The organism is Streptomyces sp. NPDC042346, from assembly GCF_055581845.1.
The window spans coordinates 448,501-465,203 of record NZ_JBVJEH010000005.1; the positions used below are offsets into that span (position 1 = coordinate 448,501).

Genomic DNA, 16,703 nt, shown 5'->3' on the forward strand with positions numbered 1-16,703 from the left:
GGCCACCCTTCAGGCCCCCCAAGGAGCCGCCGCCCGTGAGCAAGACCTCCGACCAGCCGTCACTGCGCTGGGACGACCACTCGATCGTCACTCTCGACCAGCGCGCGCTGCCCCACGAGCGGCGGCTCCTGCGCCTGGACACCGTGGACGACGTCATCACCGCCATCACGACACTCGCGGTACGGGGCGCGCCCTCCATCGGTCTCGCGGGCGCCCTGGGCGTCGCGCTCTCGGCGTACGCCCACTGCTCGCCGGGCAGCACCGGCGACGGTCAGGAGACCGTGCGCGCCGACGCACAGCGGCTCGCCGCCGCCCGCCCGACGGCCGTCAACCTGGCCTGGGCCGTCGACCGGGCAGTCGGGAGGCTCGCCGACGGCCCGGACGCGGTCCTGGCCGAAGCCACCGCCATGATCGACGAGGACCGGGCGGTCAACCGGCAGATGGTCGCGCATGCGGTCCGGGCCGTACTGGACCGCTGCCCGCAGCGGTCCCTGCGACTCCTGACCCACTGCAACACCGGCCGGCTCGCGACAGCGGCCGTGGGCACCGCCCTCGGCACGATCCTCGCCCTCGCGGAGGCCGGCAAGGTCACCGAGGTCCTCGTCGACGAGACCCGTCCACTCCTGCAGGGCGCCCGGCTGACGGCCTGGGAACTGGCCGAGGCCGGCGTGCCGCATCGCGTGTGCGTCGACAGCGCGGCCGCCGCGGCCATGAGCCGGGGGCTCGTCGACTGCGTCCTGGTCGGAGCCGACCGCATCACCGCGGGCGGGGACGTCGCCAACAAGATCGGCACCTACGGGCTGGCGATCGCCGCCGCCCACCACGGCATCCCGTTCATCGTCGTCGCCCCCGAATCGTCGTGGGACAGGTCCCTCGCCGACGGGCGGGACATCGTCATCGAGGAACGCGCCGCCGACGAGGTCACCTCCTACGGCGGAGTCCGCACCACGCCGCGCGGCACACGCGCGTACAACCCCGCCTTCGACGTCACCCCGGCTTCCCTCATCACCGCGATCGTCTCCGAGCACGGTGTCCACCACGCATCCGAGGTGAGCGCATGAGCTACGCGCCGTCCACCGCCGCCGGCAAGCAGACCGCCCAGCAGCTGGCCGACATCTCCCGGACCCTGTACGAGCGCGGATGGATGCCGGGCACGTCCGGCAACGTCTCCATGCGACTGCCCGACGATCCCGACAGGGCGCTGATCACGGCGAGCGGCCGGGACAAGGGCGAATTGACCGCCCTGGACGTGGTGGAGGTCGACGCCCGCACCGGCCAGGCGTCCCTTCCCGGCCAGGCCCGCCCCTCGGCGGAGACCTCCATCCACGCGGCGGTCTACCGCGTCACCGGAGCCCGCGCCGTCATCCACGTCCACTCCCCGTACGCCACCGTCGTCGCCCACCGCGCCGCTGCCGTGGACGCCGTCTCCTCGGTACGAGTGGATCGCTTCGAGCTCCTCAAGGGCCTGGGGCTGAAGGACCCGACCTTCACGGACCTGCCGGTGTTCCCCAACTGGCCCCGGGTCGACCGGATCGCCGACGACGTCGCCGCCCACCTCGCGGTCGACCGGGAAGGCCCGCCCGGGCTGCTCCTGGCCGATCACGGCATCACCACATGGGGCGACTCGCTGGCCCAGGCGAGGAACCGGCTCGAATGCCTCGAGTCGCTCTGCCAACTGCTCGTGCTCTCCCACGCCGAGCCGCATGTCTCCCGTGCCGCGACGGCACCCGACCACAGGACCGCGCCATGACACTGCTCCAGATCATGCCGGAAGACGCGCCGGACACCGTCCTGCTCCGGACCCGCGACGAGGAGACCATCGCACGAGCCCTGCGCGAGAGGTCGGTCTCCCTCACCCGCTGGCCGCTGCGCACCCAGGTGACTCCGCGGACGTCGTCCGACGAGCTGCTCGACGCCTACCGCCACGAGGTCGACGAGCTCTGCGTCCGCCAAGGACTGAAGCTCGTCGATGTCGCCCGCCTCCACCCCGAGGAGGGCGCGGAATGGCAGGAGCGGGCGGCGAAGGCGCGGTCGACGTTCCTCGACGAGCACCGGCATGCCGAGGACGAGGTCCGGTTCTTCGCTCACGGCACCGGCTGCTTCTACCTGCACCTGGACGACCGCGTGTACGCCGTGGTGTGCGAGGCCGGTGACCTGCTGGCCGTCCCGGCCGGCACCCGGCACTGGTTCGACATGGGACCCGTACCGGACTTCTGCGCCGTCCGGTTCTTCGAGAAGGAGGACGGCTGGGTGGGCGACTTCACCCGGGAGTCCATCGCCGAAGGCTTCCCCCGCCTCGACGTGCTCCTGCGGGAAGGCTGATGCCGGGCAGCCGACAGGCCCGTGTTCCCGAGAACGGGCCGCGGGCCGTCGTCCTCGACATCGAGGGAACCACCGGCTCCCTCAGCCACGTCCGTGACGTCCTCTTCCCCTACGCGCGTGAGCGGCTCGCTCCCTGGCTCGCCGCTCACCGCGGCACCGCACCCTGGCGTCAGATCCTCGACGCGGTCACCGCCCACACCGGGGAGGCCCAGGACGAGGCGAGTGCTCTGGCGCTCCTAGAGCAGTGGGCCGACGCCGATGTGAAGGCGGCGCCGCTGAAGACGCTGCAGGGACGGATCTGGTCCGGGGGCTACGCGGCGGGCGAGTTGTACGGCCACGTGTACCCGGACGTACCGCCCGCACTGGAGCACTGGAAGACACAGGGCACAGGCCGCTTCATCTACTCCTCGGGCTCCGTGGCAGCCCAGCGGGACTGGTTCGGCCACACCGCCCACGGCGACCTGCGCCCGCTGCTCGACGGCTACTTCGACCTGATGACGGCCGGCCCCAAGGCGGACGCCGACTCCTACCGTGCGATCGCGGCGGACCTGGGGCACGCACCCGCCGACCTGCTGTTCGTCAGCGACGTCGGTGCCGAGCTCGACGCCGCGGCCGAAGCCGGCTGGCAGACGGTGGCCGTGCGCCGTCCCGACGACGAACGCGCGGCCGTGCCGGGTCACGAGGCCGTCGCCTCCCTCACCCCACTCGTTTCCCGACCCGGCCCGAGCCGATCGACGGCGCAGGTCGACACGCACACGCAGGAGGACCCAAGCGATGAGTGATCCGTCCGACACGGCGCCGAAGGCCGACATCGCGGTCATCGGCGGCAGCGGCTTCTACGAACTCCTGGAGTCGGTACAGCGCGTCGAGGTCACCACCCCGTACGGCGCACCCTCCGACGCGGTGTCCGTCGGCACCGTCGGCGACCGCAGAGTCGCCTTCCTGCCCCGGCACGGCAGCCACCACGAACTCCCCCCGCACCGCATCAACTACCGCGCCAACATGTGGGCCCTGCGCTCGCTGGGCGTACGGCAGGTCCTCGCGCCCTGCGCCGTCGGCTCGCTGCGCCGCTCCCTCGGCCCTGGCAGCGTCGTCCTTCCCGACCAGCTCGTCGACCGGACCACGGGCCGTGTCCAGACGTACTTCGACCACGGCGCGGCGCACGTCTCCTTCGCCGACCCGTACTGCGCCGCCGGGCGATCGGCCGTTCTCAAGGCCGCGGGCGAGGCCGGAGCCGACGTCCACGACGGCGGCGTGATGGTGGTCGTCGAAGGGCCCCGGTTCTCCACCCGGGCGGAGTCCCAGTGGTACGCGTCGGCCGGCTGGTCGCTGATCAACATGACCGGACACCCGGAAGCCGTCCTCGCGCGCGAACTCGCCCTCTGCTACACCTCCGTCGCGCTCGTCACCGACTACGACGCCGGCGTGGAGCGAGGGGAAGGCGTCTCCCAGGACGAGGTCTTCCGGGTCTTCGGCGCGAACGTGGAGCGCCTGAAGGACCTGGTCCTGCAGACGGTCTCCGTCCTGGACCGCGAGAGGCGTTGCGGATGCGCAGCGGCGCTCGACGGCATCGATCTGCCCTTCGAGCTCCCCTGACACCGTGGTCGGCGCGGGCACGATCCGCACCGGCCACGAAGCTGCGGCCCGATGCCGGTCACCACGGTGACCGGCATCGTCATTCCACGACCGGGCTACGGCGCTCCACCAGCAGGACGTCGCGCCAGACTCCGTGATGGCGAGCCACGCGTTCCCGACGACCGAGGACACGGAACCCCGTGGACTCGTGCAGGGCGAGGCTCGCGCTGTTCTCGGGAAAGATGCCGGCCTGGATCGTCCAGATCCCCGCCTTCTCCGTAGAGACGATCAACGCCTCCAGGAGCGTGCGCCCCACGCCGGTTCCGCGTGCCGTGGGACAGACGTACACGGAGTGCTCGACGACCCCCGCGTACGCGGGCCGGGTCGAGACGCGCGACACCGCTGTCCAGCCGACCACCTGCCCCCGCCGACCCAGTGCCACGAGCCGGTGTGCCGCGAGCTTGGCGGTGTCGAACGCGCTCCACGGCGGCGCGGTGGTCTCGAACGTGGCGTTGCCCTCGTCGATGCCTTGCTGGTAGATCGCCATGACGGCCGGCGCGTGGTCGTCGGTCATCGGGACCAGGGTGACGTCCGGGCGCGGGGGCGTGGTCATGCGTGCTCCTTGCCTCGGTGCGTTCCCGTGGACGGGGTACGCACGGCGTTTCGTCAGCGGGTACGGCGACGCTCCTGCGGCGTCGGGGGTCGCCGCAGGAGCGTGGGTGGGGGGTGAGGAGGAGTACCGGGTCAGAGCAGGGGCAGTGTGACGAGGCCGATGCCCACGCTGCCGAGGAGGCCCACGCCGAGGTAGAAGACGAAGACCTTCGTCTTGACGACGCTCTTGACGGCCACCATGGCCGGGATCGTCGTGATGGCACCACCGAGGAGGAAGGTGACGCCCGCCGCCGCGACCATGCCCTGGTCCAGGAGGCCCTCGACGACGGGGATGGCACCGACGCCGTTGAGGTAGAGCGGGACGCTGATGAGTCCGGCGACGAGGACGGAGAGGACGCCGTCCGTGCCGAGGATGCCCGAGACGACGTCGGTGGGCACGTAGCGGACGATCAGGGCTTCGAGGACGATGGCCAGGAGCAGCCACTTGCCCAGGATCAGCGAGTCGCTGACGATCTCCTTCAGGATCTCGCCGGCGCGGAGGTTCTTGATGTCGCGCCGCACGAGTACGCGCCACGGGGTGCCGTCGTCGTCGGCGTCGTTCCGCGCGGCGGTGGAGCAGCCACCGGCCGCGGGCGCGGGCTCGGCCTCCTGGGCGGGACCGCCGCATCCGCCGGCAGAGCTGCCGCCGTTACCGGAGCCGCTGCCGCCTCCGACGGTCACGGTCTCGGGCACGGCCACCGTCTCCTGCGAGCAGCTCTTCGCAGGTGCCTTCTCCTCCGTGGAGTCGAGCAGCGGATCGGCGAATCGTCCGCGCCGTTCGAGCGCCAGGACGATGAGACCCGCGCCGAAGCTCAGTACCAGGGCGCCGATCAGGCGGGCGGTGGCGATGGGGAGCCCCAGCTGGGCGGCGGAGAGCGCGTAGATCTCCGGGTCCATGGAGGGGGAGGCGATCCAGAACGACATCACCGCCGAGAGCGGGACGCCGGCTATCAGGAAGCGGCGGATCAGCGGGATCACGGTGAAGGAGCAGAAGGGGCTGAACGCTCCGATGGCCGTGACGATGGCGATGCCGAGAATGCCCCTGCGCCCGTGGGCGAAGCTGCGGCGCGCGACCACGTCGATCGACAGACGCTGTACGGCGATCCCCAGGACGATGGCGACCAGGAACCACGGGAGATAGTGCAGCACCTCGAACAGGATGAACAGGCCAAGGGCCCGCAATTCGTCCACAGGTGAACCTCTCTGAGACGGTGACACATGAGGGGAGCGGCGCCGTGAAGGTACGTACGGGGGACGTGGCGAGCCGCGTGGGGAGGCTCGATCGGCATCCCCTTTATCGAATATCGATGATAGACGATTAAAGAGACGCCCGGCAATGGGGATCCGGTGTCCCTCGTTGCGCCTCAGGGGCCCGTCCCGCACTTTCGGTGACTGCGGCCGGGAAGTGGAGCGTGTTCCCAGGTCGCACCGAGGTGGCCGCCTTCCATGTGGTGTCTACACAGTCGCTCGTGGCAGCGGTTTCGGGCGTACATGAGGCGCCGCCGGGCCTCCGCCGGCCCTCCGCAGGCTCCCTCTACGCGGAACGAACCTTGCCGTCGCGGGTGGTCATCGAATAACATCGATGGATCATGAGCGGTACGATGAATGCCCAGCTGATCGACCGAAGCACGGCCGAGTCCTATGCGATCTGGTTCAAGGCCCTCTCCGATCCCACCCGCGTGCAGATCCTCAATCTCCTCGCGTTGGCGACCGGGCCGATGAGTGTCGGAGAGATCGTGGACCGGATGGGCGTCGGCCAGTCGACGGTGTCCCACCACCTGAAGCTCCTCGCCGACGTGCGGTTCGTCCTGCGCGAGCGCCAGGGGACGTCGATGCTCTACTCCATCAACGTCGCCTGCGTGGCCTGCTTCCCCAGTGCTGCCGACGCCGTCATGGGCCGCCCCGCGGCCTCGGCGTGAGGACCGGCCCCTTGACCAAGTCGACCCCGCACATATCCGGTGCGGCCGCCACTGCCTGCTGCCCACCCATCGTGACCGCCGCGCTGTCCGAAGGGGACGCCGAGATCATGGCGGCGATGTTCAAGGCGCTGGCCGACCCTGTCCGACTCCGCCTCCTGTCCAGAGTGGCCTCGCACCCCAACGGTGAGGCATGCGTCTGCGACATAGCCGACGTGGGCGTCTCCCAGCCCACGGTCAGCCACCATCTGAAGAAGCTCCGGGAAGCGGGCCTGCTCACCTCCGAGCGGCGTGGCACCTGGGTGTACTACCGTCCGGCGCCCGGCGTCCTGGCCTCGCTGGGCGCGTTCCTCGCCGACACGGAGAAGGCCGGCAAGGAAGAGATCTCTCTGGCGGCCCAGGTCTCCTGACGTTCGGCGTCGCCGCCCCTGAACTCGGGGCGGCGGCGCCGTTTTCTGCCGTGCCGGGACTGCCTGCATGCATGCGTACGTCCCTGCTCGACTGCGTCAGTCGATGTGCGGGCTGCGACGCTCCACGAGGACGGTGTCGCGCCAGACTCCGTGGTGACGGCCGACGCGCTCACGCGTGCCGATGACCCGGAAGCCCGCACGGTCGTGGACGGCGATGCTGGCGGAGTTCTCAGGGAAGATGCCGGACTGAATGGTCCAGATCCCCGCCGCCTCTGTGGAGTCGATGAGCGCCTTCAGCAGCACCGAGGCGACGCCACGTCCCCGCGCGTCGGGGTGCACGTACACGGAGTGCTCGACGACACCGGCGTACGCGCACCGGTCGGAGACCTTCGTGGCCGCCACCCATCCGAGCACCCGGCCGTCCTCGCCGAGCGCGGCGAATCGGTGCTCGGGCAGCTTGGCCGCGTCGAACTGCTCCCAGGTCGGGGCGGCGGTCTCGAAGGTGGCGTTGCCCTCGTCGATGCCGGCCTGGTAGATCGCGACGACCTCGTCGGCGTGGTCGGCCGCGAGGGGGACGACGGTGATGGTGCGGATGGCTGATCCGGTCATGGGGCGGAGTCTCCCAGACGGAGGTGTGGGCCCGGCGTCGAGGCAGGCGGGGGAGGAGAGGGGGGAGGGGACGGATGCCGAGCGGACACGCGGTGTCCTTCCCCGGGTTCCGGGCGGTGCGCACGCGCACCGCCCGGATTTACCAGGTGCCGGCCGGGCTGAGGTTGCTGATGGCGGCCGCCCTGGTGGGCACCCGATCAGTCCTCCAGTCCGTGGAGACCCCAGACGTGGAGGACGTCACGGGTCTGGGACAGCGTCGACCAGACACCGCTTCCCAGCGCGGTCGGCTCGCAGAAGACCGGCGAGGGGTAGTCGATCGGCACGAAACCGTGCGTTCCCGTGGTGTCGACCAGCCAGTGCCGGCCCTGCCCCCACTCCTCGTCGCTCTCGGTCGTCGAGACGACAAGGGTCGTCTCGTCGAGGAAGCCGCCGGCCCAGTCCCAGCAGACGTGCAGCTCGTCCTCGTCCTCGTCCTCGGCGGCGTCGGTGGGAGCGTCAGGGTGTCGGGGAATTGCCGCTTCGGCGTTCCAGTCCAAGGCCTCGACGACGGCGCCGCGAGAGTCTCGCACGGCGAGGGAGTCCTGGTCGTGGGAGACGGTCATGAGCCGGTCGCCCGAGGGGCTGAGACCCAGCAGGCACAGATCGCCCTCCAGGCAGTCCACGGTCAGTTCCTTCCCGTCCCATCGGCCCCATCGCAGGGGTGCGCCGTCCTGCCCTTCGCCGATGCTCAGCCCCATGTGACGAGGATCGGTCGGGTGCGGGAGGTGAAAGCTGCCGGCCGCAGCGGCTTCGGCGTCGGCCCGCGCGAGGACGCGACCGTTCTCGGCGTCGACGACCAGCCACTCGTCGGCCGTGTCCGGGTTCAACTCGCCCTCGGGCAACGGGCCGCGCACGTGCGCCCAGACGAGCCTGCCGTCTGCCGAGAAACCGACCGAGCCGCTCTCGGGGTGCCGATGGTCCTGCCGGTCCGCGTACGCGTCGTACGACTCGTGCATCTCCCGGCATGCGCCGTACCAGCATCCGTGGCGGACCTCCCAACGCGTCGCACCCGACGGATCCACCGCGCGCACGGCGTGGACCCCGGCGAAGACGGCCAGGCTCGCGTCCGGCGCGACTTCCCACGTTCCGCGACTACGAGGCCAGGGCGCCGGGAAGCGGACGCCCGCCCCGGCGCGTACGACGAAGGCGTCGTCCAGGGGCTGGGCCACGATCTCGTCGTCGCTCCGCTGAACGAGCATCCTGCGCCCGGGCAGCCCCGTGATCTCCGGCGGACCGGCGTGTGACGAGGGCATGAGAGCGGGGACGGTGGCACGGAGCCGAGCACGAGCAGACACGCGAATCTCCCAGGGCAGTCGAACTCGGGGAAGAGTACGACGCGCCTCGGACAACGGCCGCGAAGTGTGTAATTCGCTTACGGGCGACGCCGTTCGACCGAGCCCGTGACGCCCCGGCGACCGTGAGAGCGGGTCAGGTCGAGGCTGCCTTGGTGAGGAGGGCACCCATGGCCGCGAGGACGGTGGGCTCGACGCGGTAATAGACCCAGGTGCCGCGCCGTTCCGAGGAGAGCAGCCCGGCTTCCTTCAGCTTCTTCAGGTGGTGGGAGACCGTGGGCTGGGAGACGCCCACGTCGGAGATGTCGCAGACGCATGCCTCGCCGCCCTCGTGCGAGGCGACGGAGGAGAAGAGCCGCAGCCGGACCGGATCGCCCAGCGCTTTGAACATGACGGCGGTCCGCTCGGCCTCCTCGGCGGTCAGCGGCCGCTCGTTCAGCGGCGGACAGCAGGGCGCTATCTCGGGCTCCAGCACCGGGAGCACCTTCACATTCGACATATATCTATGTTGACACATGTCGAACCAAGCGCCCAGGCGCCCTCAGGTAAGGGTGGAGGTCGGCTCGATTGGTTTCGATGACTGTCTATGTTGACGTTCGTCGAAGCAGGTGTGATGCTGAGGGGGCAGGAGATCGACGAACGTCGAAGTAACAAAGGGGAACCGTCGTGAACGCCACCGCCACCGCGATCGACCAGCTGCCCGTCGTGGTCATCGGGGCCGGACCCACAGGTCTGGCTGCCGCCGCCCACCTCGTCGACCGGGGCCTTGAGCCGCTGGTCCTGGAAGCCGGCCCGGCCGCCGGTGCGGCCGTCCGGGAGTGGTCCCACGTCCGGCTCTTCTCCGCCTGGGGCGAGGTCGTCGATCCCGTCGCCGAGAAGCTCCTGGCCCCGACCGGCTGGGTGAAGCCCGACGCGGGCACGTACCCCACCGGCGGCGACTGGGCGGCGGACTACCTGCAACCGCTCGCGGACGTCTTCGGCGACAGGATCAGGCTCGGCGCCCGGGTCACCGGCGTCTCCCGTACCGGCCGTGACCGCGTCGTCGACGCCGACCGCGAGCAGCAGCCCTTCGCCGTCCACATCAGGCACGGCGACGGGCGCGAGGAGCGCGTCCTCGCCCGGGCCGTGATCGACGCCTCCGGTACGTGGTCCACCCCGAGTCCGGCCGGCGCCGACGGCCTCCCGGCCCTCGGCGAGCGCGCGGCGGCAGACCGTGTCTCGTACCGCGTCCCCGACCTCAAGGATCCTGCCGTGCGAGCCCGTTACGCGGGCAAGCGCACCGCCGTCATCGGCTCCGGCGCCTCGGCCTTCACCGCGCTCGCCTCGCTCGCCGGCCTCGCCACGTCCGAAGACGGAAGCGGTACACGAGCCGCCTGGATCCTGCGCCGGGGCATCTCGGGCGCCACCTTCGGCGGGGGGAGCGCCGACCAGCTCCCCGCCCGTGGCGCCCTCGGTCTCGCGGCGAAGGCCGCCGTCGACGAGGGGTACGCGGACGCTGTCACCGGCTTCCGTACGGACGCGATCGACCGCGACGGCGGGCGCCTGGTCCTGGTCGCCGAGGACGGCCGCCGGCTCGACCCGGTCGACGAGGTCATCGTCCTGACCGGCTTCCGTCCCGACCTGACCTTCCTCGACGAACTGCGCCTGGGTCTCGACGACCGGCTCCAGGCCCCCGTCGAACTGGCGCCGCTCATCGACCCGAACCAGCACTCGTGCGGCACGGTCTACCCGCACGGAGTGAACGAACTGTCCCACCCCGAACCAGGGGTGTATCTGGTGGGCATGAAGTCCTACGGCCGCGCCCCGTCCTTCCTCGCGCTCACCGGCTACGAGCAGGTCCGCTCGGTCGTCGCCGCCATCGCCGGCGACCGCGAGTCCGCCGAGCGCGTCGAGCTCGTCCTCCCCGAGACCGGAGTCTGCGGCGGCGCCGGCCTCTTCGACCAGCCCGCCGACACCACGACCGACGGCGACGGGTGCTGCGCGACCCCGACGGCGCTCCAGATCGGCGTCGGCGCCCCGGCCGCCTCCGGCGGCTGCTGACACTGCCCCATCCAACCCATCCAACCCATCCAACCCATCCAGCCCGTCCACCCACCCGCAGCCGGAGGAACACGATGTCCCGCGTACAGCTCGCCCTACGCGTTCCCGACCTGGCGGCATCCGTCGCCTTCTACACGAAGCTCTTCGGCACCGAGCCGGCCAAGCTTCGTGAGGGCTACGCCAACTTCGCCATCGCGGAACCGCCGCTCAAGCTCGTCCTCATCGAAGGCGCCGAGAACGAGGACACCCGCATGGACCACCTCGGCGTGGAGGTCGACACCACCGAGGCGGTCCACGCCGCCACCGCTCGCCTGGGCGAGGCAGGTCTCCCGACGACGGAGGAGAACGACACCACCTGTTGTCACGCCCTCCAGGACAAGGTGTGGGTCCACGGCCCCGGCCGCGAACCGTGGGAGGTGTACGTCGTCAAGGCAGACGCCGACACCCTGACCAAGCAGCAGGACAGCACCTGCTGCGCCGGCACACCGGCCACGGTCGACAACGAGGCGCGTGAACCGGTCGCCTCCGGCGGATGCTGCTGATCCCTCGATGACCGAACTTCACACCCGCGGAGCCGCGACCGGAGCGGGGGACCGGTCGCGGCCCCGCGCCGTCCTGCCCGCGCTCTGCGCCACTCAGATCACCAGCTGGGGCATCGTCTACTACGCCTTCCCGGTCCTGAACCCGCAGATCACCGCCGACAGCGGATGGTCCACCGGCGCCACGACGGCCGCGTTCTCGTCCGCTCTGGTCGTCTCCGGCCTCGCCGGAATCCGGGTCGGCCGGATCATCGACCGCCGCGGCCCACGCACGGTCATGACGGCAGGCTCCGTGGCCGGGGTCCTGAGTCTGGTGATCGTGGCCCTGGCACCGAATCTGCCGGTGTTCTTCGCCGGGTGGCTGCTGGGCGGGTTCGCCATGGCCACCACCTTCTACCAGCCCGCGTTCGCCGCACTCACCCGCTGGTGGGCCCCTGATCACGTCCGGGCCCTCACGATCGTCACCCTTGCCGGCGGCCTCGCCTCCACCGTCTTCGCCCCGCTCACCGCCGCCCTGGCCGCCCAACTGTCGTGGCGCGAGACCTATCTGGTGCTGGCGGCGATCCTCGCCGCCGTCACGATCCCGGCCCACGCGATCACCCTCAACGCCCCCTGGCCCCCGGCACCACCCTCCCCGGCCGGTACGGACGCGAGCCCCGGCGCCGTGGCCCGAAGCCGACCGTTCCTCCTGCTCGCAGCCGCGTTCACGCTCTCGGCCTTCGCGATGTACGCCGTCGTCGTCACTCTCGTCCCGCTCCTGCTCGAACGCGGCTACACCACATCCCAAGCGGCCTGGGCTCTCGGCCTCGGCGGCGCAGGCCAGACCCTCGGCCGCACGCTCTACGCCCCGCTCGCCCGCCACACCGGCACGACAGTCCGCACCACGACGCTCATCGCACTCGGCGCCCTGACGACCGCGGCGCTCGCCGTCACGCCGGGCCCGTACGGCCTCGTGATCGCGGTGTCGATCGCGGCCGGCATGGTCCGCGGCAACCTCACCCTCCTCCAGGCGACCGCGATCACCGACCGCTGGGGCACACGGCACTACGGCAGACTCTCCGCGATCCTCAGCGCCCCAGCCATGACGGCCTCAGCTCTCGCGCCCTTTACCGCAGCCACCCTTGCCTCGATTCTGGGAGGCCACCCGGAGTTGTTCGGAGTGCTTGCCGGCCTCGCGGCGGTGTCTGCTTTCGTGGCCACGGCTACATCTGTACGCGGCAAGAGCTAGGGGGTACGGGGCTCGGAACGGCGCCCTGTGGATCGGACGGCGGGTGGGGCTGCGCCAGGACTGCCGGGCACCGGCAATGTGCAGGGGGCCTGGCTGCACGTCAGGGACCTGTCAGCGTCACGTACGGAATGCGTAGGGTCCGAGGCGGAGCGCCGGGAAGCCTGGTCGGCTAACAAGGGACACCGCGATGAACAACGACGAGCCCGTCTTCAAGAAGAGCAAGTGGGGCACCAATCGCTACGTCTACAACGCCAACAACCCGCTCGGTCTCGTGCTGATCATCGCCACCAGCGCCTTCGTCATCGTCATGCTCGTCCTCATGGAGAACCGGGCGGGCCCCTTCGCGCCGACCCCCACTCCCACCTGGAGCCCTCCGCCGTCGCAGGACCCGTGGCCGTTCCCTTCGGGCGCGCCCTGACCCGCACAGCCGCTTCTACGACCGGATCGACCAGCGCTTCCGGCTTCCCGCGACCGACGTCCCGTCGTCTTTCTGCGTGGTCAGGCGCGGCGGGGCAGTCGATCGCTTGACGTCGCGGGGGTGCGGTGCCGTCGCCCGCGGCCTGCCGCGTGTCCCGTTCCCGTGTCAACTCCGCAGATGCGAAGCGCCGTTCAGGTCGAGGATCGTGCCCGAGGACCATTCGGCGGCGGGGGAGGCGAGCCACAGGACCGCCGCCGCGATCTCCTCCGCCGAGCCCACCCGGCCGAAGGGGCTCTGGGCCCGGATCGCCTCGCCCTCCGGGCCTTCCACGCGTGGCGCCACCCGCTCCGTCGCGAAGAAGCCGGGGGCGACCGAGGCGACGGCGATTCCGTGCGGCGCGAGCGAGACCGCGAGGGACTGGCCCAGGGCGTGTACGGCGGCCTTCGTCGCCCCGTACGCCGGATGGTCCGGCTCACCCCGGAACGCGCCCCGGGAGCCGATGTTCACGATGCGGCCGCCCCGCCCCTGGTCGATCATCCGCCGCGCCGCGAGATGGCTCAGGTTGGCCGTGGCGAGCAGGTTCACGGCCACGTGCCGCTGCCACACCGCCACCCACTCCTCGTACGGGGTCTCCGCCAGGGGGTGGCGGATGTTCACCGCCGCGTTGTTCACCAGTACGTCGATCCCGCCGAGTGCCTCCGCCGCCGCGTCCACCACGGCCGCCGCCCCCGACGGGTCCGCGAGGTCCCCGCCGACCAGGGTGTGGCCGCTGCCGGCCAGGGAGGCGAGGGTCGTACGGGCCTCCTCCTCGCGCGTACCGAAGTGAACGGCCACGCGGTCGCCGTTGGCCGCGAACGCCCGGGCCACCGCGCGGCCGAGTCCCCGTGACGCTCCGCTGACGAACACGCGACGACCGGATGCGGCTACGTTCATGGAGGTGCCCTTCGTGACGGACGGCGACGGTCTTCCGTGCCCAGTCTCCGTGATCGGGTCGGCTCCCCGATCGCCGCCCTCCTGTTTCCGGCTCCGATTGCGGGCGACCCGACATCGGGTTTGGGTGTGAGACGAGGACCATCCCCCTTGCGCGTCTGGAGCTCGGCATGTCGATGGCGTTCGGTTCACCCTTCGGTTCCTCCGAGGACCCGTTCAGCGACCTGCTGAGCCGGTTCTTCGGGATGTCGCCCGCATCGTCGCCCCCGGCCGTGCAGCGCGTACCGATCGGGCGGCTGCTGACGGAGTCGTCGCGCGAGCTCCTCAACCTGGCCGCGCGCAAGGCCGCCGAGGACGGCACATCCGACCTCGACACGGAGCACCTGCTGTGGGCGACCACTCAGGTGGACCCCTCGCGGCGGCTCCTCGCCCAGGCCGGGGTGGACACCGAGGCGCTCGCGGCGGACATCGACGAGGTCCTTCCCCAGGAGTCCGCGGAACCGTCCGCCGAGCCCGGCCTCACCCCCGCCGCCAAGCGCACCCTCGCCCTCGCCCACGCGACGTCACAGGCGTCCGGGGTCTCGTACATCGGCCCCGAGCACATCCTCGGCGCGCTCCTCAACGACGCCGACTCGGGCGCCGGCCGGTTCCTGCGCGCGGAGGACGTCGACGTACGGAAGGTACGCGGCCTCACGGACCGGGCGGTCCGCGCCGACGGCGCTCCCGGATCCGGTGCCGGCGCCGGTGCCGGCAGGCAGGGCGCGGCGGGCACGAAGGCCCAGCAGCCGGCCACGACCCTCGACGAGTTCGGCCGGGACCTGACGGAGGAGGCGAAGGCGGGCAGGCTCGACCCCGTCGTCGGCCGGGCCGAGGAGATCGAGCAGACCGTCGAGATCCTCTCCCGCCGCTCCAAGAACAACCCCGTGCTCATCGGCGAGCCCGGCGTCGGCAAGACCGCCATCGTCGAGGGACTCGCTCAGCGCATCGTCGCGGGCGAGGTGCCCGACACCCTCAAGGACAAGCGGGTCGTCTCCCTCGACATGTCGGGCATGGTCGCGGGCGCGCAGTACCGCGGCCAGTTCGAGGAGCGGCTGAAGAAGGTCATCGAGGAGGTCCAGGAGGCGAGCGGCGAGATCATCCTCTTCATCGACGAACTCCACACGGTCGTCGGCGCCGGCGCCTCGGGCGAGAGCTCCATGGACGCGGGCAACATGCTCAAGCCCGCCCTCGCCCGCGGCGAGCTCCACGTCGTCGGCGCGACGACCATCGACGAGTACCGCAAGCACGTCGAGAAGGACGCCGCGCTCGAACGCCGCTTCCAGCCCGTCCTCATCCCCGAGCCCACGGTCGAGGAGACCGTACAGATCCTCGAAGGGCTCCGGGACGCGTACGAGGCCCACCACCAGGTCCGCTTCGCCGACGGCGCCCTGACGGCGGCCGCGGAACTCTCCGACCGCTACATCAGCGACCGCTTCCTGCCCGACAAGGCCATCGACCTGATGGACCAGGCCGGGGCCCGGGTACGGCTCCGCAGCGCCGGCCGCTCCACCGAGGTCGTCAGCCGCGAGGACCGCCTCGCGAAGCTGCGGCGCGAGAAGGACGAAGCCGTCGCCGGCGAGGAGTTCGAGAAGGCCTCGGAGCTGAAGCGGCAGATGGCCGAGGTGGAGGGCGAGCTCGCGGGCATCGAGGAGCGGCGCGAGGGCGTCGTCTCCGTCACCGCCGCCGACATCGCCGACATCGTCTCCCGCCGCACGGGCATCCCGGTCGCCCAGCTCACCGCCAGCGAGAAGGAGAAACTCCTCAAGCTGGAGGAGGAGATGCACGCGAGGATCGTCGGCCAGGACGAGGCGGTCACCGCGGTCTCCGAGGCCGTACGACGCAACCGGGCCGGCATGGGCGACCCGAACCGCCCCGTCGGCTCGTTCCTGTTCCTCGGTCCCACCGGCGTCGGCAAGACGGAACTCGCCAAGACGCTCGCCGAGCTGCTGTTCGGCGACGAAAGCCGCATGATCCGCTTCGACATGAGCGAGTTCCAGGAGAAGCACACCGTGGCCCGGCTCGTCGGCGCACCTCCCGGATACGTCGGTTACGAGGAGGCCGGCCAGCTCACCGAGAAGGTCCGCCGCCAGCCGTACAGCGTGGTGCTGTTCGACGAGGTCGAGAAGGGGCACCCCGACGTCTTCAACACCCTGCTCCAGATCCTCGACGACGGCCGGCTCACCGACGGACAGGGCCGCACGGTCGACTTCCGCCACTGCGTCGTCATCATGACGTCCAACATCGGCGCCCAGCGCATCCTCGCCCACGAGGGCGACGCGGCCGACCTCAAGGACGAGCTGATGCAGGACCTGCGCGGGAAGTTCCTGCCCGAGTTCCTCAACCGCATCGACGACATCATCGTCTTCCACAGCCTCACCGAGGGCGACCTCTCGGAGATCCTCGAACACCTCCTGGACCGCAGCAAGCACCGCGTCCACGCCCAGGGCATGACCCTTGAGGTCACCGAAGCGGCGAAGAAACTCCTCGTCGCGCACGGCTACCAGCCGGCGTTCGGCGCCCGCCCGCTGCGCCGCACGATCCAGCGGGAACTCGACAACCGCATCGCGTCCCTGCTGCTCGGCGGCGAGGCCGGACCCGGCGACACGATCGTCGCCGACATCGTGGACGACTCGCTCCACTGCCTGATCCGCAAGAGCGAGCCGCAGGAGGAGGCCGCCTAAGGGCTGTCACGTAA

General features: G+C 71.0%; 18 protein-coding genes. 12 read left to right on the forward strand and 6 right to left on the reverse strand.

Going from position 1 to position 16,703, the window contains the following annotated elements; translation table 11 throughout:
* Nucleotides 1–35: 35 nt before the first annotated feature.
* From mtnA to ACZ6K0_RS23510, 5 genes are read left to right on the forward strand one after another with little or no spacing between them, the layout of a single operon-like run.
* The gene (mtnA, locus tag ACZ6K0_RS23490) at nt 36–1,061 is read left to right on the forward strand and encodes an S-methyl-5-thioribose-1-phosphate isomerase (RefSeq protein WP_376404335.1); all 1,026 of its coding nucleotides are present in this window, start codon (nt 36–38) and stop codon (nt 1,059–1,061) included.
* Nucleotides 1,058–1,750, forward strand: a complete 693-nt coding sequence (gene mtnB / locus ACZ6K0_RS23495; RefSeq protein WP_376404333.1) for a methylthioribulose 1-phosphate dehydratase — start codon at nt 1,058–1,060, stop codon at nt 1,748–1,750. Before mtnA ends, mtnB begins: the two co-directional genes overlap by 4 nt.
* Nucleotides 1,747–2,322 carry a 1,2-dihydroxy-3-keto-5-methylthiopentene dioxygenase gene (locus tag ACZ6K0_RS23500; protein ID WP_469230148.1) on the forward strand — a complete coding sequence of 192 codons (576 nt, stop codon included), beginning with the start codon at nt 1,747–1,749 and terminating at the stop codon, nt 2,320–2,322. The genes mtnB and ACZ6K0_RS23500 overlap by 4 nt, the downstream gene beginning before the upstream one ends.
* The gene (mtnC, locus tag ACZ6K0_RS23505; protein ID WP_376404329.1) at nt 2,322–3,104 is read left to right on the forward strand and encodes an acireductone synthase; all 783 of its coding nucleotides are present in this window, start codon (nt 2,322–2,324) and stop codon (nt 3,102–3,104) included. The genes ACZ6K0_RS23500 and mtnC overlap by 1 nt, the downstream gene beginning before the upstream one ends.
* Nucleotides 3,097–3,918 carry an S-methyl-5'-thioadenosine phosphorylase gene (locus tag ACZ6K0_RS23510; protein WP_376404327.1) on the forward strand — a complete coding sequence of 274 codons (822 nt, stop codon included), beginning with the start codon at nt 3,097–3,099 and terminating at the stop codon, nt 3,916–3,918. The genes mtnC and ACZ6K0_RS23510 overlap by 8 nt, the downstream gene beginning before the upstream one ends.
* 79 nt (nt 3,919–3,997) lie before the next feature.
* Here ACZ6K0_RS23510 and ACZ6K0_RS23515 read toward each other — a convergent pair whose 3' ends face one another.
* Together ACZ6K0_RS23515 and ACZ6K0_RS23520 are read right to left on the reverse strand one after the other, a co-directional pair.
* On the reverse strand, nt 3,998–4,510 hold the full coding sequence (locus tag ACZ6K0_RS23515; RefSeq protein WP_376404325.1) for a GNAT family N-acetyltransferase: 513 nt from the start codon (nt 4,508–4,510) through the stop codon (nt 3,998–4,000).
* 131 nt (nt 4,511–4,641) lie between these two features.
* Nucleotides 4,642–5,739 (reverse strand): permease, encoded by a 1,098-nt coding sequence (locus ACZ6K0_RS23520; RefSeq protein ID WP_469230151.1) that lies wholly within the window; start codon nt 5,737–5,739, stop codon nt 4,642–4,644.
* Nucleotides 5,740–6,137: 398 nt separating this feature from the next.
* Between ACZ6K0_RS23520 and ACZ6K0_RS23525 the strand changes: the two genes are divergently transcribed.
* Both ACZ6K0_RS23525 and ACZ6K0_RS23530 read left to right on the forward strand, forming a co-directional pair.
* Nucleotides 6,138–6,467: an ArsR/SmtB family transcription factor gene (locus tag ACZ6K0_RS23525; RefSeq protein ID WP_376404321.1), complete on the forward strand. Its 330-nt coding sequence runs from the start codon at nt 6,138–6,140 to the stop codon at nt 6,465–6,467.
* A gap of 11 nt (nt 6,468–6,478) precedes the next feature.
* On the forward strand, nt 6,479–6,874 hold the full coding sequence (locus ACZ6K0_RS23530) for an ArsR/SmtB family transcription factor (protein ID WP_376404319.1): 396 nt from the start codon (nt 6,479–6,481) through the stop codon (nt 6,872–6,874).
* 96 nt (nt 6,875–6,970) lie between these two features.
* On the opposite strand, the gene ACZ6K0_RS23535 is transcribed toward ACZ6K0_RS23530, so the two are convergent.
* The 3 genes from ACZ6K0_RS23535 to ACZ6K0_RS23545 all read right to left on the reverse strand — a co-directional run bounded on the left by ACZ6K0_RS23535 (nt 6,971) and on the right by ACZ6K0_RS23545 (nt 9,313).
* Nucleotides 6,971–7,483, reverse strand: coding sequence for a GNAT family N-acetyltransferase (locus ACZ6K0_RS23535; protein WP_469230153.1), 513 nt, complete (start codon nt 7,481–7,483; stop codon nt 6,971–6,973).
* A gap of 197 nt (nt 7,484–7,680) precedes the next feature.
* Nucleotides 7,681–8,775, reverse strand: coding sequence for a hypothetical protein (locus ACZ6K0_RS23540; RefSeq protein WP_469230154.1), 1,095 nt, complete (start codon nt 8,773–8,775; stop codon nt 7,681–7,683).
* Nucleotides 8,776–8,950: 175 nt separating this feature from the next.
* A complete protein-coding gene (locus ACZ6K0_RS23545) occupies nt 8,951–9,313 on the reverse strand; it encodes an ArsR/SmtB family transcription factor (protein WP_376404313.1) in 363 nt (120 codons plus the stop codon).
* A gap of 167 nt (nt 9,314–9,480) precedes the next feature.
* On the opposite strand from ACZ6K0_RS23545, the gene ACZ6K0_RS23550 reads away from it, so the two are divergent.
* From ACZ6K0_RS23550 to ACZ6K0_RS23565, 4 genes are all read left to right on the forward strand, one after another.
* Complete coding sequence (locus ACZ6K0_RS23550; protein WP_469230157.1) at nt 9,481–10,854, forward strand: NAD(P)-binding domain-containing protein; 1,374 nt, start codon at nt 9,481–9,483, stop codon at nt 10,852–10,854.
* Between the two features lie 74 nt (nt 10,855–10,928).
* Nucleotides 10,929–11,396 carry an ArsI/CadI family heavy metal resistance metalloenzyme gene (locus ACZ6K0_RS23555; RefSeq protein ID WP_376404309.1) on the forward strand — a complete coding sequence of 156 codons (468 nt, stop codon included), beginning with the start codon at nt 10,929–10,931 and terminating at the stop codon, nt 11,394–11,396.
* A 7-nt stretch (nt 11,397–11,403) separates the two neighbouring features.
* Nucleotides 11,404–12,621, forward strand: a complete 1,218-nt coding sequence (locus ACZ6K0_RS23560; protein ID WP_469230158.1) for an MFS transporter — start codon at nt 11,404–11,406, stop codon at nt 12,619–12,621.
* A gap of 187 nt (nt 12,622–12,808) precedes the next feature.
* A complete protein-coding gene (locus ACZ6K0_RS23565) occupies nt 12,809–13,039 on the forward strand; it encodes a hypothetical protein (RefSeq protein ID WP_469230160.1) in 231 nt (76 codons plus the stop codon).
* A 165-nt stretch (nt 13,040–13,204) separates the two neighbouring features.
* Here ACZ6K0_RS23565 and ACZ6K0_RS23570 read toward each other — a convergent pair whose 3' ends face one another.
* On the reverse strand, nt 13,205–13,972 hold the full coding sequence (locus ACZ6K0_RS23570; protein ID WP_469230161.1) for an SDR family NAD(P)-dependent oxidoreductase: 768 nt from the start codon (nt 13,970–13,972) through the stop codon (nt 13,205–13,207).
* A 167-nt stretch (nt 13,973–14,139) separates the two neighbouring features.
* Between ACZ6K0_RS23570 and ACZ6K0_RS23575 the strand changes: the two genes are divergently transcribed.
* Entirely contained in the window at nt 14,140–16,689 is a 2,550-nt protein-coding gene (locus ACZ6K0_RS23575) for an ATP-dependent Clp protease ATP-binding subunit (protein WP_376404301.1), read from the forward strand.
* Nucleotides 16,690–16,703 lie beyond the last annotated feature (14 nt).

Excerpts from the sequence above, each read along its gene's own strand:
- ACZ6K0_RS23535 (WP_469230153.1), bottom strand. The coding sequence starts at position 7,483 with ATGACCGGATCAGCCATCCGCACCATCACCGTCGTCCCCCTCGCGGCC.
- ACZ6K0_RS23500 (WP_469230148.1), top strand. The coding sequence starts at position 1,747 with ATGACACTGCTCCAGATCATGCCGGAAGACGCGCCGGACACCGTCCTG.
- ACZ6K0_RS23545 (WP_376404313.1), bottom strand. The coding sequence starts at position 9,313 with ATGTCGAATGTGAAGGTGCTCCCGGTGCTGGAGCCCGAGATAGCGCCC.
- mtnB (WP_376404333.1), top strand. The coding sequence starts at position 1,058 with ATGAGCTACGCGCCGTCCACCGCCGCCGGCAAGCAGACCGCCCAGCAG.
- ACZ6K0_RS23560 (WP_469230158.1), top strand. The coding sequence starts at position 11,404 with ATGACCGAACTTCACACCCGCGGAGCCGCGACCGGAGCGGGGGACCGG.
- ACZ6K0_RS23575 (WP_376404301.1), top strand. The coding sequence starts at position 14,140 with ATGTCGATGGCGTTCGGTTCACCCTTCGGTTCCTCCGAGGACCCGTTC.
- ACZ6K0_RS23540 (WP_469230154.1), bottom strand. The coding sequence starts at position 8,775 with ATGCCCTCGTCACACGCCGGTCCGCCGGAGATCACGGGGCTGCCCGGG.
- ACZ6K0_RS23565 (WP_469230160.1), top strand. The coding sequence starts at position 12,809 with ATGAACAACGACGAGCCCGTCTTCAAGAAGAGCAAGTGGGGCACCAAT.
- ACZ6K0_RS23555 (WP_376404309.1), top strand. The coding sequence starts at position 10,929 with ATGTCCCGCGTACAGCTCGCCCTACGCGTTCCCGACCTGGCGGCATCC.
- ACZ6K0_RS23510 (WP_376404327.1), top strand. The coding sequence starts at position 3,097 with ATGAGTGATCCGTCCGACACGGCGCCGAAGGCCGACATCGCGGTCATC.
- ACZ6K0_RS23570 (WP_469230161.1), bottom strand. The coding sequence starts at position 13,972 with ATGAACGTAGCCGCATCCGGTCGTCGCGTGTTCGTCAGCGGAGCGTCA.
- ACZ6K0_RS23525 (WP_376404321.1), top strand. The coding sequence starts at position 6,138 with ATGAGCGGTACGATGAATGCCCAGCTGATCGACCGAAGCACGGCCGAG.
- mtnC (WP_376404329.1), top strand. The coding sequence starts at position 2,322 with ATGCCGGGCAGCCGACAGGCCCGTGTTCCCGAGAACGGGCCGCGGGCC.
- ACZ6K0_RS23515 (WP_376404325.1), bottom strand. The coding sequence starts at position 4,510 with ATGACCACGCCCCCGCGCCCGGACGTCACCCTGGTCCCGATGACCGAC.